The following is a 13,227-nucleotide window of genomic DNA, read 5'->3' as shown; positions in this document are numbered from 1 at the left end:
GCAGCAGCTGGGCGGGCGGGTGGGCGAGGAGATCCGCCTGGTGTCGATCAGCGTCGACCCCCAGCGCGACGACGCCAAACGCCTGGCCGACTACGCCAAGGCGTTCCAGCGTGGCCCGGGCTGGAGCTGGCTGACCGGCTCGCCCTACGCCATTACCGAGACGCTCAAGGGGCTGGGCAGTTTCAGCGCCAACCTCAGCGAGCACCCGCCATTGATCCTGGTGGGTGACGGGCGCAGCGGGCACTGGACGCGCTTCTACGGCTTCACCGACCCCAATGTGCTGATCACCGAGGTCAACCGCCTGAGTGCGCGGCGGGTACATGCCAAGAGCACGGCGATCGCCGGCAAAGAGGTGCAGCCATGAGCAGCCTGAGCACACGCCGCGCCAGCATGCGCGGCTTCGACTGGGTGGTGCTGGGGGCCTGCCTGTGGATCCTCGCCTCGGTGGCGTTCGCCCACGAGGGCCATGCACCGGCGCCGACGCCGCAGCCGGCACCGCAGCCCATGGTGAGCGGTGGCGGCACCCGTGATGCGCAGACCTGGTTCACCGACACGGTGCTCAAGGACCAGAACGGCCGCGAGCTGCGCTTCTACAGCGACGTGTTGAAGGACAAGGTGGTGATGCTCAACGTGATCTTCACCCACTGCAACGACGCCTGCCCGCTGATCACCCGCAAGCTGCGCGAGGTGCGCGAGGCCATGGGGCCCGAGTTGGCCGGGCAGGTGACCTTCGTCTCGGTCAGCAGCGACCCGCTCAACGACACCCCCGAGGTGCTCAAGGCGTTCGCCCAGAAGCAGGGCGTGGATGGGCCGAACTGGCTGTTCCTCACGGGTGACAAGGCCAGCGTCGACCTGGTACTGGGGCGCCTGGGGCAGTTCCTGCCCAGCCCCGAGCAGCACTCCACGCAGCTGATCGCCGGTGACGTGGCCGGCAAGCGCTGGAGCAAGATCCGCCCCGACGCACCGCCCGCCGCCATCGCCCAGCGCATGCAGCTGCTGGCCCAACCGCTGGCGGGGCGGTGATTGCCATGTTTTGGCTTATCCCTGTAGGAGCGGCCTTGTGCCGCGATCGGGCGCGCAGCGGCCGTAAATCAGGCGACGCCGATCTGCCTGAAATACCGCATAGCCTGTCATTGCGGCCGCTGCGCGCCCGATCGCGGCACAAGGCCGCTCCTACAGGGGCACTGTGGCTTGTGCTGTGGTTGCTATGCACCCAGGCCCTGGCCCTCGAACTCAGCGACCACGAACAAGCCGGCAAACGCCTGTACCGCGAAGGTGTCTCCAGCAGCGACGCCCAGCTGCAGGCCCGGGTCGGCGCCAGCGACATCAGCGTGCCGGCCAGCGTGCTGCCCTGCGCCAGTTGCCACGGCAACGATGGCCGCGGCCGCGCCGAAGGCGGCGTGCGCCCGCCCAGCCTGGACTGGCAGCGCCTGGCCCTGGCGCAGGGTGAGCGCGAAACCAACAGCCGGCGTTACCCGGCCTACAGCGACGCCAGCCTGGCGCGGGTGATTCGCACCGGCATCGACCCGGCCGGCAATCGCCTGGACCCGGCCATGCCACGCTTCGAGCTGAGCCTGGCCGACCAGCGCAATCTCTCCGCGTACCTCAAGCGCCTGGCCGATGAACGCGACCCGGGCGTGGAGGAGGGCGTGCTGCGCCTGGGTACGCTGTTGCCGGAGAGCGGCCCGCTGGCCGAAGCCGGGCGGGTGGTGCGGGCGGTGCTGGAGGATGGCATCGAACAGCTTAACCAGCAGGGCGGCCTGCATGGCCGGCGCCTGCAATTGATAACGGCCGACCCCGGCTTTGACGCAGCCGGCACTGCCCAGGCACTGGACACGCTGCTGGTTCAAGAGCAGGTGTTCGCCTTGATCGCACCGCTGGCGCCCTGGCTCGATAGCCGCGCGTTGGCACAGGCCGGTGTGCCGATGATCGGCGCCACGCCACGCGATGGCGGCAGTGCGCAGGTGTTCGACCCGTTGCCCGGTCTGCCCGAACAGTTGCTCAGTGTGGCGTTGCATGCCCGCGAGGCCTTGGGCCTGGCGCCCGATGCGCTGCAGGTGGTGTATGCCGGCGACGATCAGGCCGCTGCCGCCACGGCCCTGCATCAACGCCTGGGCCAGCTGGGCTTGCAGCCACCCCCGGTACAGGCCTTCGACGGCCAGGCGGTGGCGGGCGAGGGCATCCTCTACCTCGGCCGCGCCCAGGGCTTCAGCGAGTTGGCCGCCGCGCTGCAGGCCCAGGGCCGCCAGCCCTATCTGCTGGCCGCCTCGGCCCAGGTGGCCGGCAGCCTGCCGGGCCTGTCGGCGCAATGGTCGCAGCGGCTGTTGCTGGCCTACCCCTTCGTCCCCGGCGACTGGACCGCCGAGGGCCGCGCGGCCTTGGCCGGCGTGCAGCAACGCCAGGGCCTGGAGGCGCGCCAGGCCGCGCTGCAGGTCAACACGCTGTGCGCCTGGCGCCTGCTGGTCGAGGCGCTCAGGCAGGTGGGCCGCGATGCCAGCCGCGAGCGACTGGTCAACGCTCTGGAGCAACTGCATGACGTGAACACCGGCCTGACCCCGGCCTTGGGCTTCGGCCCGGGGCGACGCCAAGGGCTGGCCGGCGCCCATGTGGTGGCGGTAAGCCTGCCGGGCCCAGGTTTCCAAGAAGTGGCGGCGTACCGCGCCATACCGGACACCCCTTGAACGGAGGTTGCCATGCGAACCCTGATGATGTGGCTGCTGTTGCTGCTGGCCTCGACCAGCCAGGCCGATGCGCCGGCGGCGCGGGTCAATGGCGTGCAGATCAGTGTGCTGCGCCTGGAGCGCTACTTCAGCGAATACCTGATTGCCCAGGGCCGGGCCGTGGCCAGCATCCGCAACCCCAACCTGTACCAGCGCCTGCGCGAACAGGCCCTGGACGAGCTGATCGACAAAGAGTTGCTGTGGCAGGAAGCGGGGCGTCTGGGTATCGTCATCGACGACCAGCAGGTTGGCGCGTACATTGCCCAGCTGGAAGCGGCGTTCGGCAGCCCGGCCGTGTTCGAGCGGCGCCTGCAGGAGGCCGGCTTCGATCGCCCGGGCTTCGCTGACTACACTCGACATGAACTGGCCGCGCAGCAGGCATTCGCCCAGCTGACCGCGGTCGAGGAACCCACCGCTGCCGACGTCGCGGCCTTCCACCAGGCCAATCGGCACTTGCTGCAAGGAATGCAGAACCAAAGTGATAATACGTCTGTCTTACCCGAACAGGGCCAACGCCTGGCCAGGGACGCGCTCGTCGCGCAATTGCAGGCCCAGGCGCGGCAATCGGTGCGCCAACGTTTGCGCGAATCCGCTACAGTGGAGCGCCCCGACTGAGGCGGTGACGGGCAATTCCCCACTAGTGGGGGAACCCCGCAAGGCAAAGTGCCATCAGCGTCCCCGGTTGTGGGGAAGCACCTGCACGCACGCCCGGATCACGTAAAAGATACTGAACAAAATCAATGCTTTAATCGATTCGCGCAACAGCCCTTCATGCCTGGCACGAAGCCTGCTCAAGCCTCTACAAGGCCGCACTTCGCAGACCGGGAAACCGGGCAGTTCATGGGAGTGGACCTTGGTGAACAGAGTATTGGTAGTCGATGACGAACAGACCCTTGCGCAGAACCTGCAGGCGTATTTGCAGGCGCAAGGCCTGGAGGTCCATCTCGCCCATGACGGTGCCAGTGGTATCGAACAGGCCGAGAAGGTGGCGCCGGACGTGATTGTGCTGGATTACCGCTTGCCCGACATGGAGGGGTTTCAGGTTCTGCAGAGCGTGCGCAGCAACAGGCAATGCCACTTTGTGCTGATCACCGCCCACCCCACCGTCGAGGTGCGTGAGCGGGCCGCCGAACTGGGTGTGAGCCATGTGCTGTTCAAGCCGTTCCCGCTGATGGAACTGGCCCGCGCGATCTTCGACCTGATGGGCATCGAGCGCCAGCGCAGGGCCACGGATTCACCCGCCGAAGGGTTCGTCGAACGACGCCAGAACAGGAACGATGCGTTCCCCTTGCAGTTGTACGATGGCAGCTGGGTGCTGGCCGACCGCCGACGTAACGGTGCCAAGCCCCCCAAACCTGACGACGAGCAACTGCTGACCGGGGAATAGCGGCGCCCAGGGCCCACCCGCCTGCGGCGCCGCCCCTGAGCGGAGTTGCAGGCCATGTCCGAAGCCCTTGATTCAGTCTGTGCCGGCCCATTCGCGGGTGAACCCGCTCCCACAGTGGCCCGACACGCCGCGATGCCTGCGGGATCGGGTTTACCCGCGAATGGGCCAGCCCTGACAGCACAAGCCTGCGGCTATCCCCGCGACCTGCTGGCCCAGGCCCGCACCCAGTCCGGCGAGGAGCGCCTGCTGGCCTGCCTGGAACGCCTGGCCGGCGATACCCCCGCCACCTTCACCCAACGCCTGGCCGCCACCCTGCATTACCCACTGCTGGGTACCCAGGCCCTGTTCGCCTGCGCCCCGGCCTTTGAGCGGGTCAGCCTGGCCCAGTGCCTGAAACGCGAATTCGCCCTGGTCGAACACCAGGGTGAGTTGATCGGTGTGTTCGCCGACCCCTTCGACAGTGCCCGCCTGGCCTGGATCGACGACTGCCTGCAGGGCGCGCCGCTTTACCTGGTGCACGCCGCCGACCTGGCCGCGTTCCTCGCCCGCCACGAAGAGAGCTTCCACGCCGTCGACTCGCTCGACCATGAAGTCGAGGCCGGCAGCGAGGCCGACACCCTGCAACGGCTGTCGCTGACCAGCATCAGCGAGGACCAGAGCCGGGTGGTCAAGCTGGTCAACTCGACCCTCTACGATGCCCTCAAGCAGCACGCCAGCGACATTCACCTAGGCATGACCGGCCAGGGCCTGACCATCAAGTACCGCATCGACGGCGTGCTCAACGGCGCCGGCAAGGCCAGTGGCAATGCCTTCGCCGAACAAGTGATCTCGCGCATCAAGGTGATGGCCGAGCTGGACATCGGCGAAAAGCGCGTGCCCCAGGACGGCCGTTTCAAGGTGGCCATCGGCGAGCGGCAGATCGACTTCCGGGTGTCGATCATGCCGAGCATCTTCGGTGAGGACGCGGTGCTGCGGGTGCTCGACAAGCAGGACCTGTCCGACAAGGTCAGCGGCGTGCAGCTGCAGGCCCTGGGCTTCGAGGAACACACCCTGCGCGCCCTGCGCCGGCTGGCCGCCGAGCCCTACGGGATGATCCTGGTCACCGGCCCCACCGGCAGCGGCAAGACCACCACGCTGTACGCCATGCTCAGCGAGATCAACCATGGCGTGGACAAGATCATCACCATCGAGGACCCGGTCGAGTACCAGCTGCCGGGGGTACTGCAGATCCCGGTCAACGAAAAGAAAGGCCTGACCTTCGCCCGCGGCCTGCGTTCGATCCTGCGCCACGACCCGGACAAGATCCTGGTGGGCGAGATCCGCGACCCGGACACCGCGCAGATCGCCGTGCAGTCGGCGCTCACCGGCCACCTGGTGTTCACCACCATCCACGCCAACAACGTGTTCGACGTGATCGGCCGCTTCAGCCAGATGCAGGTCGACCCCTACAGCTTCGTTTCGGCGCTCAACGCCGTGCTGGCCCAGCGCCTGGTGCGCCTGGCCTGCACCCACTGCGCGGTGCCCTGCGAGGCCGACGACGCATTGCTCGCCGCCTCCGGGCTGAGCCGCGAAGGCGTGGCCGGCTGGCAGTTCGTGCGCGCCCAGGGCTGCGGCCAGTGCCGCGGCAGCGGCTACCGCGGGCGCAGCGCCATCGCCGAACTGCTGCACCTGGACGACGACCTGCGCCAGCTGATCGTCGAACGCCGCCCGCTCTCGCAGATCAAGCAGCTGGCCTGCCAGCGTGGCCTGCGCCTGTTGCGCGCCTCGGCCCTGGACCTGGTCCGCACCGGCCGCACCACCCTCGAGGAGATCAACCGTGTCACATTCATCAGCTGATCGGTATTGCGCCGTGCTCGGCGCTGAAGGTGTCGGCCTGGGTTGCTGGCACGGTCATCAACAGCCTTGGCTGGGCAGCCGCGCCTTCAGCTGCGACGCCGCGCAGCCGGCCTGGGCCGCCGCGCTGCATGCCCTGGGCGAGCTGCTGGCCGAGCACCAGGTGCGCAGTGCGCCATTGCGGGTGTTGCTGTCGGCGCGCTTCAGCCGCTTCTGCCTGGTGCCCTGGAGCGCTGCCATCGGCACCCCGCGTGAGCTGGACGCCTACGCCCGGGCGTGCTTCGAGAACCTCTACGGCCAGGTGCTGGACGACTGGCGCATCGTGCTGTCGCCGGAGCCGGCCGGTGCCGCGCGTATTGCCACGGCGCTGCCCGAGGCACTGCTGCAAGGCTTGCAGGACCTCGGCCGGGACTACCGCCTGAGCCTGCGCTCGGTGCAGCCGTACCTGATGGCCGCCTACAACCGCTGCGCGGCGCAGCTGGCCCAGGGCGACTTCCTGTTCGTCCTCGCCGAACCACGCCGCAGCGTGCTGCTGCTGGCCGCCGACGGCGCCTGGCAGCAGGTGCTGGCGCAAGGCTGCGCCGACACCGATCAGGCCTTGCAGGCGCTGATCGAGCGCACCTGCGAGTTGTATGGCGCGCAACCTCCACAGGTGTACTTGCATGCGCCGGGGCGCCAGGTGGCCTCGACGATCGCCGCGGTGCAGCTGTGCGGGGTGGCCAGCGAGGCCGACCCGCTGTGCGCCATGTGGCGGGCGGTGGCCTGACATGCGCCGCCTCGAACTGGAATTCCAACCCCGCCACAGTGGCCCGCTGGCCTGGTCGCTGCTGGCCCTGGCCGGCGCCGTGCTGGCGGTCATGGTACTGGCCCAGCAGCAGCTGGTGGGCGAGCAAGTCGAGCTGGAGGCCCGCGTGCACCAGCTGGAACTCAAGCTCGGCCGCCGTCCGGCCACCGCCGCACCACAGAGCAATGCGGTGATCCGCGAGCAGGCCGAGCGCCTGGCACAGATGCGCAGCGTTTCGCAGCAACTGCAACGGCCCTGGCAGCAGCTGTTCGCCATGCTCGAGGCCATGCCCCAGGAAGACGTGGCGCTGCTCAGCCTCACCCCGGATGCGCGCAAGGGACAGGTACGCATCAGCGCCGAAGCCCGCAACCTCGAAGCCATGCTGCAGTACCACCAGCGCCTGGAGCGCAGCGACGAACTGAGCGACGTGTCGTTGCTCAACCACGAAGTGGTGGCGGGGCAGGCCGAGCATCCGGTGCGTTTCAACCTCACCGCCACCTGGGAGACCGGCCATGCGCGTCCCTAGCCTGATTCTTCACGAAGCGGCCTTGCGCCTGGGCCGGGTCGGCCTGGCGGCGGTACTGGTGGCCGTGCTGGCGCTGGCCGTGGCGCTGGCGGGTGTGCTGCCGCAGTGGCAAACGGTGCGCGAACTGCGCGCCAGCGAGGCCGACGCCAGCGCCCAGGTCAAACGCCTGGAGCGTGGCGAGCTGAAAGTGCAGGCCAAGCCCGAACAACAGGTGCTCGACGACCTGCGCCAGCAGTTGCCCGGCCAACCCCAGGCCAGCGAGCTGATCGAGCGCCTGTATCACCTGGCCAGCGCCGAACGCATCAGCCTGGCACGCGGCGAGTACGCCCTGGGCGTGGACCCGAAAACCCAGCTGGCGCGCTACCAGATCGTCCTGCCGGTGCGCGGCAGCTACCCGCAGATCCGCGGCTTCCTCAAGGCGCTGCTGGCCCAGCTGCCGACCGTGGTGCTGGAGGACCTGGAGCTGCAACGCAAGCGTATCGGCGACCGTGAACTCAACGGCCGGGTCCGCATGACCCTTTACCTGTCGAGGTCGTGATGAATATTCAGCGTGCGGTGATGTGGGGTGGGTTCCTGGGCTTGAGCGCGGCACTGGCGTGGGCGCCGGGGCATTGGTTCGGCGAGGAAGGCGAGGTGGCCCCGATCGCCGGCAAGCCGGCTCCCACAGGGGGCGCGGCGCCTACAGAGCCTGTGGGAGCTGGCTTGCCAGCGATGGCGTCGGCACAGGCTTCCAGAGATCTGTTCCCAGCCCAGCAATGGACCGCCCCGCAAGCCCTGGCCACCGTCACCGAACAACCCGTGGTCGCCGCCCCTGTGGTGGTGGCCCCCACCGCCCCGACGCTGCCGTTCCAGTTCGTCGGCCGGTTGGGTGACCGTGACGACCTGCAGGTGTTCCTGCAGAACGGCGAGAAACTCTACGTCGTGCGCCAGGGCGACGTGATCGAAGACACCTACCGCCTCGACCGGGTCTCGGCCACCGAGCTGAGCCTGGTCTACCTGCCACTGCACCAGTCACAGACCCTGTCTGTCGGGAGCGCACCATGAAGCCTTCGAAGTTGTGCAAGCCTGCTCCGTTCATGTTGCTGGCCCTGTGCGTGGCCATCGCGGGATGTGGCTCAAGCGGTGTACGCAAGGACAGCGCCGAGCTGATGAAGGAGGGCCAGTACGAGGCCGGCATCGCCCGCCTGGAAGAAGCCCTGCGCGAGGACCCGCGCGACACCGAGCTGAACATCGCCCTGGCCCATGGCCGCCAGGCGGCGGTCGAGGCGCTGCTGACCCAGGCCGACAGCGACCGCATCCGCCATGACTTCGCCGGCGCCCGCATGGGCTATGGCCGGGTGCTGACCATCGAGCCGAACAACCGCCGCGCCCAGGAAGGCATCCGCCAACTGGAGCTGATTCGCACCCTCGACGAGCGCGTGGCCCTGGGCCAGGCGGCGCTGCGCCAGGGCGACCTGTTCGGCGCCGAGCGCTACATGCGCGAAGTGCTGCGCCTGGACCCGCAGAACCAGAAGGGCATGGCCCTGCGCAGCGACATCGAGAACGTCCAGGCCCGTACCGCCACGCCTTACCCGCAACTGCGCAGCAAGCTGGAGCGCCCGGTCACCCTGGAGTTTCGCGACGCCAACCTGAAGACCATCTTCGAGGTGCTGGCCCAGGTGGCCGGGATCAACTTCATCTTCGACAAGGACCTGCGCCCGGACATGAAGGCCACCATCTTCGTGCGCGACGTGCGCATCGAGGACGCCGTGGCCCTGCTGCTGGAGCAGAACCAGCTGCGCCAGAAGATCGTCAACGACAACACCCTGTTGCTGTACCCCGACTCGCCGCAGAAGACCAAGGATTACCAAGAGCTGGTGATGCGCACCTTCTACCTCACCAGCATCGACGCCAACACCGCGCTGAACATGGTCAAGACCATGCTCAAGACCCGCGATGTGTTCGTAGACGAACGCCTCAACACCCTGACCATGCGCGACACCCCCGATGCCATACGCATGGCCGAGAAGCTGCTGCAGTCCCAGGACCAGTCCAACCCCGAGGTGGTGCTGGAGGTGGAGGTGATGGAAGTGGCCACCTCGCGCATCCTCGACCTGGGCCTGCAATGGCCGAACACCTTCGGCGTGCTGAGCAACGACGGCAAGCCGGTCAGCGTGCTCGACCAGCTGCGTGGCATCGACTCCAGCCGCATCAGCATCTCGCCGGCGCCGCAGGCCAAGATCAACGCCCAGGACAAGGACATCAATACCCTGGCCAGCCCGGTGATCCGGGTGAGCAACCGCGAGCAGGCGCGCATCCACATCGGCCAGCGGGTGCCGATCATCAGCGCCACCTCGGTGCCGTCCACCCAGGGGCCGGTGATCACCGAGAGCGTCACCTACCTGGATGTGGGTCTGAAGCTTGAAGTGCAGCCCACCGTGCACCTGAACAACGAGGTGGCGATCAAGGTGGCGCTGGAGGTGAGCAACGCCACGCCACTGGAGGCGACCCGCCAGGGCACCATCCCGGTCCAGGTCGACACCCGCAACGCCCAGACCAGCCTGCGCCTGCACGACGGCGAAACCCAGGTGCTGGCCGGGCTGGTGCGCAACGACCACAACGCCAGCGGCAACAAGATCCCCGGCCTTGGCGACATCCCCGGCCTGGGCCGGCTGTTCGGCAGCAACAAGGACGACATGAGCAAGTCGGAGCTGGTGCTGGCGATCACCCCGCGCATCGTGCGCAACCTGCCGTACCAGAGCCCGTCGGACATGGAGTTCGCCACCGGTACCGAGTCCAGCCTGCAGGTGCGCCAGCTGGCGCAGCCGGTGCCGAGCGAGGCGCTGCCGACCGATTCGGGCGAAGAACCCGCCGCCCAGGGCCAGATGGCCGTGGTCCCGGCCCACGTGGTGCCACGGCCATGAAACGCCGCCAGCAGGGCTTCAGCCTGATCGAGGTGGTGCTGACCCTGGCGCTGCTCGGGCTGCTCGCCAGCATGGCCGCGCCCCTGACCGAGACCCTGGTGCGCCGTGGCAAGGAGCAGCAGCTGCGCGAGGCGCTGTACCAGATCCGCGACGCCATCGACGCCTACAAGCGCGCCTTCGACGCCGGCTACATCGAGAAGCGCCTGGACGGCAGCGGCTACCCGCCGAACCTGCAGGTGCTGGTGGAGGGCGTGCGCGATGTGCGCAGCGCCAAGGGCGCCAAGTTCTACTTCCTGCGGCGCATCCCCCACGACCCGCTGCTGGCGGCCAAGGCCGACGACGCCGGTGGCTGGGGCCTGCGCGCCTACGACAGCAGCGCGGACAACCCCCGTGAAGGCCAGGACGTCTTCGATGTGTACTCCAAGGCCCGCGGCAAAGGCCTCAACAACATCCCGTACGGGCAATGGTGACGCCGATGAAAACCAGCAAAGGCTTCACCCTGATCGAACTGCTGGTGGTGATGGCGATCATCGCCACCCTGATGACCATCGCCATGCCGCGCTACTTCAACAGCCTCGACGCCTCGCGCGAGGCCACCCTGCGCCAGAGCCTGGCGGTGCTGCGCGAGGCCCTGGACCACTACTACGGCGACACCGGGCACTACCCGGACTCGCTCGACCAGTTGGTGGAGCAACGTTACCTGCGCAACACCCCGCTGGACCCGATCAGCGAACGGCGCGACAGCTGGCAGCTGGTGCCGCCGCCCGAGGGTGTGGCCGGCGGGGTGGCGGATATCAAGAGCGGAGCCTCAGGGAGGGCGCGCGATGGCAGCCTCTATGCCGAATGGTGAAGCCGGCTTCACCTACCTGGGCGTGCTGTTGCTGATTGCCGTGAGCAGCATTGCCCTGGCCGCCACCGGCACCTTGTGGGCCACCAGCGCCCAGCGTGAGCGCGAACGCCAGTTGCTGTGGGTGGGCGGGCAGTACGCCCAGGCGCTGCGCAGTTATTACCGTGCCTCGCCGGGCCTGGCCCAGTACCCGCAGGAACTGGCCGAGCTGCTTGAAGACAACCGCTTCCCGGCACCGCTGCGGCATATCCGCAGGCTCTACCCCGACCCGGTCGGTGGCGGTGAGGACTGGGGCCTGATGCGCGCTGTCGACGGGCGTATCACCGGGGTGTACAGCCGCTCCGAGGCCATGCCGCTCAAACGCAGTGGTTTCGATGCGCTGTGGAGTGCCTTCGAAGGGCTGGAGCATTACAGCGACTGGCAGTTCGTCGCCGAGCAGGCCTTTGCCGAAAGCGCCGCCGGGGGCCGCCAGCATGCCGGCCAGGGAGACGCGCCATGAACCGCGCGCTGCTGATTGTCGGCCTGTGCCTGGTGCTGCTGCAGGCTTGGGCCAACGAAGAAGACGAGATGAAAGGCTTCATCGTCGACAACACCATCTCGCACATCGGCCACGACTTTTACTACTACTTCGCCGACCGCCTGCGCGCCACCAGCCGTCTGGACTTCAACCTGGTGGTGCGCGAACGCCCGGATGCCCGCTGGGGCAGCCTGGTGACCGTGGAGTTCGAACGCGAAGTGGTGTACCGGCGCTTTCTGCCACCCAACACCACGCAACTCACCGAGGAGGCCAAAGAGGCCGCCGACCTGGTCAGGCAGCAGATTATCCAGCGCAAATTGCAACGGCTGCTGCAGGACACCACCGATCTGGAGAGGGACGAGCTATGAGCAAGTACACAACGCGACGCGTCGCCGCCTGCCTGCTGGCTGCCGGCATCGGTTGCCAGGCGCTGGCCACGGAACTGGTGTACACCCCGGTCAACCCGGCTTTCGGTGGCAACCCGTTGAACGGCACCTGGCTGCTCAACAATGCCCAGGCGCAGAACGACTATGACGACCCGGACCTGAAGGACCGCAGCAGCGCCTTCACCGGCACCTCGGCACTGGAGCGGTTCACCAACCAGCTGGAGTCACGCATGCTCGGCCAGTTGCTGGACAACATCAGTAACGGCAACACCGGCAGCATGTCCACCGACGCCTTCCTGATCGACGTCATCGACAACGCCGGGGCCTTGAGCATCAGGGTCACCGACCGCGCCACTGGCGAGATCTCGTTCATCCAGGTGAGCGGCCTGAACCCCTGAGAGGGACGGGTCTTTATTGCGGGGAGAGCACAACCATGAAACGTCTGCTGAGCACGCTGCTGTTGATCACCGCCCTGTCTGGCCTGCAAGGCTGCGGCCTGCGCGAACCGATGCCGGCCGAACAGGATTCCGAAACCCCGACCCTGACACCGCGGGCTTCGACCTACTACGACTTGCTCAACATGCCGCGCCCGCGGGGCCGGTTGATGGCGGTGGTGTATGGCTTTCGCGACCAGACCGGGCAGTACAAGCCGACCCCGGCCAGCTCGTTCTCCACCAGCGTCACCCAGGGGGCGGCGAGCATGCTGATGGATGCGCTCAATGCCAGTGGCTGGTTCGTGGTGCTGGAGCGTGAAGGGCTGCAGAACCTGCTGACCGAGCGCAAGATCATCCGCGCCTCGCAGAAGAAGGCCGATGTGCCGGAGAACATCCAGGCCGAGCTGCCGCCGCTGCAGGCGGCCAACCTGATGCTCGAAGGCGGCATCATCGCCTACGACACCAACGTGCGCAGCGGGGGCGAGGGGGCGCGTTACCTGGGCATCGACATCTCGCGTGAGTACCGGGTGGACCAGGTGACCGTGAACCTGCGGGCGGTGGATGTGCGCTCGGGGCAGGTGCTGGCGAACGTGATGACCAGCAAGACCATCTACTCGGTCGGGCGCAGTGCGGGGGTGTTCAAGTTCATCGAGTTCAAGAAATTGCTGGAGGCGGAGGTGGGGTACACCACTAATGAGCCGGCGCAGTTGTGTGTGTTGTCGGCGATCGAGGCGGCGGTGGGGCATTTGCTGGCGCAGGGGATCGAGCGGCGGTTGTGGCAGGTGGCCGAGGCGGGCGATTCGGCGGTGGTGGATAAGTATTTGAGCCAGTATCAGAAGCCTGACGGGGGGGAGGGGGCGACAGCAGGCTCAGCTGCGGGGGCGCAGCTG

The 13,227-nt window shown here is 67.7% G+C and carries 17 protein-coding genes; all 17 read left to right on the top strand.

Going from position 1 to position 13,227, the window contains the following annotated elements; genetic code table 11:
* A partial coding sequence (locus L6D77_RS26605; protein WP_236170215.1) for an SCO family protein occupies positions 1-364 on the top strand: 364 nt, incomplete at its 5' end.
* Positions 361-1,023 (top strand): SCO family protein, encoded by a 663-nt coding sequence (locus L6D77_RS26600; protein WP_232884435.1) that lies wholly within the window; start codon positions 361-363, stop codon positions 1,021-1,023. The genes L6D77_RS26605 and L6D77_RS26600, both read left to right, overlap by 4 nt.
* A gap of 170 nt (positions 1,024-1,193) precedes the next feature.
* Positions 1,194-2,681, top strand: a complete 1,488-nt coding sequence (locus L6D77_RS26595) for an ABC transporter substrate-binding protein (protein WP_232884436.1) — start codon at positions 1,194-1,196, stop codon at positions 2,679-2,681.
* A gap of 12 nt (positions 2,682-2,693) precedes the next feature.
* Entirely contained in the window at positions 2,694-3,335 is a 642-nt protein-coding gene (locus L6D77_RS26590) for a SurA N-terminal domain-containing protein (protein ID WP_232884437.1), read from the top strand.
* Between the two features lie 238 nt (positions 3,336-3,573).
* Complete coding sequence (locus L6D77_RS26585) at positions 3,574-4,107, top strand: response regulator (protein ID WP_232884438.1); 534 nt, start codon at positions 3,574-3,576, stop codon at positions 4,105-4,107.
* 132 nt (positions 4,108-4,239) lie between these two features.
* Entirely contained in the window at positions 4,240-5,943 is a 1,704-nt protein-coding gene (locus L6D77_RS26580) for a GspE/PulE family protein (protein WP_373870647.1), read from the top strand.
* Positions 5,924-6,706: a hypothetical protein gene (locus tag L6D77_RS26575; protein WP_232884440.1), complete on the top strand. Its 783-nt coding sequence runs from the start codon at positions 5,924-5,926 to the stop codon at positions 6,704-6,706. The genes L6D77_RS26580 and L6D77_RS26575 overlap by 20 nt, the downstream gene beginning before the upstream one ends.
* A gap of 1 nt (position 6,707) precedes the next feature.
* Positions 6,708-7,250 (top strand): PilN domain-containing protein, encoded by a 543-nt coding sequence (locus tag L6D77_RS26570; protein ID WP_232884441.1) that lies wholly within the window; start codon positions 6,708-6,710, stop codon positions 7,248-7,250.
* The gene (gene pilO / locus L6D77_RS26565) at positions 7,237-7,788 is read left to right on the top strand and encodes a type 4a pilus biogenesis protein PilO (protein ID WP_232884442.1); all 552 of its coding nucleotides are present in this window, start codon (positions 7,237-7,239) and stop codon (positions 7,786-7,788) included. Before L6D77_RS26570 ends, pilO begins: the two co-directional genes overlap by 14 nt.
* Positions 7,788-8,294, top strand: coding sequence for a hypothetical protein (locus L6D77_RS26560; RefSeq protein ID WP_236170214.1), 507 nt, complete (start codon positions 7,788-7,790; stop codon positions 8,292-8,294). Before pilO ends, L6D77_RS26560 begins: the two co-directional genes overlap by 1 nt.
* Positions 8,291-10,153 carry a secretin N-terminal domain-containing protein gene (locus L6D77_RS26555; RefSeq protein ID WP_232884444.1) on the top strand — a complete coding sequence of 621 codons (1,863 nt, stop codon included), beginning with the start codon at positions 8,291-8,293 and terminating at the stop codon, positions 10,151-10,153. The genes L6D77_RS26560 and L6D77_RS26555 overlap by 4 nt, the downstream gene beginning before the upstream one ends.
* Positions 10,150-10,623: a type II secretion system protein gene (locus L6D77_RS26550; protein ID WP_232884445.1), complete on the top strand. Its 474-nt coding sequence runs from the start codon at positions 10,150-10,152 to the stop codon at positions 10,621-10,623. The genes L6D77_RS26555 and L6D77_RS26550 overlap by 4 nt, the downstream gene beginning before the upstream one ends.
* A 5-nt stretch (positions 10,624-10,628) precedes the next feature.
* On the top strand, positions 10,629-11,003 hold the full coding sequence (locus L6D77_RS26545; protein ID WP_232884446.1) for a type II secretion system protein: 375 nt from the start codon (positions 10,629-10,631) through the stop codon (positions 11,001-11,003).
* Complete coding sequence (locus L6D77_RS26540) at positions 10,978-11,499, top strand: type II secretion system protein (protein WP_236170213.1); 522 nt, start codon at positions 10,978-10,980, stop codon at positions 11,497-11,499. Before L6D77_RS26545 ends, L6D77_RS26540 begins: the two co-directional genes overlap by 26 nt.
* Positions 11,496-11,885, top strand: a complete 390-nt coding sequence (csgE, locus tag L6D77_RS26535) for a curli production assembly/transport protein CsgE (protein WP_232884448.1) — start codon at positions 11,496-11,498, stop codon at positions 11,883-11,885. Before L6D77_RS26540 ends, csgE begins: the two co-directional genes overlap by 4 nt.
* Positions 11,882-12,301 carry a curli assembly protein CsgF gene (locus L6D77_RS26530; protein WP_232884449.1) on the top strand — a complete coding sequence of 140 codons (420 nt, stop codon included), beginning with the start codon at positions 11,882-11,884 and terminating at the stop codon, positions 12,299-12,301. The genes csgE and L6D77_RS26530 overlap by 4 nt, the downstream gene beginning before the upstream one ends.
* Before the next feature lie 35 nt (positions 12,302-12,336).
* Positions 12,337-13,227: CsgG/HfaB family protein (locus L6D77_RS26525; RefSeq protein ID WP_236170212.1), on the top strand; the 891-nt coding region annotated here is incomplete at its 3' end.

Source organism: Pseudomonas parasichuanensis, from assembly GCF_021601385.1.
Taxonomy (GTDB): domain Bacteria; phylum Pseudomonadota; class Gammaproteobacteria; order Pseudomonadales; family Pseudomonadaceae; genus Aquipseudomonas; species Aquipseudomonas parasichuanensis.
Note: the sequence above shows the minus strand (reverse complement) of the source record. Positions and strands in the feature narration are given on the sequence as shown.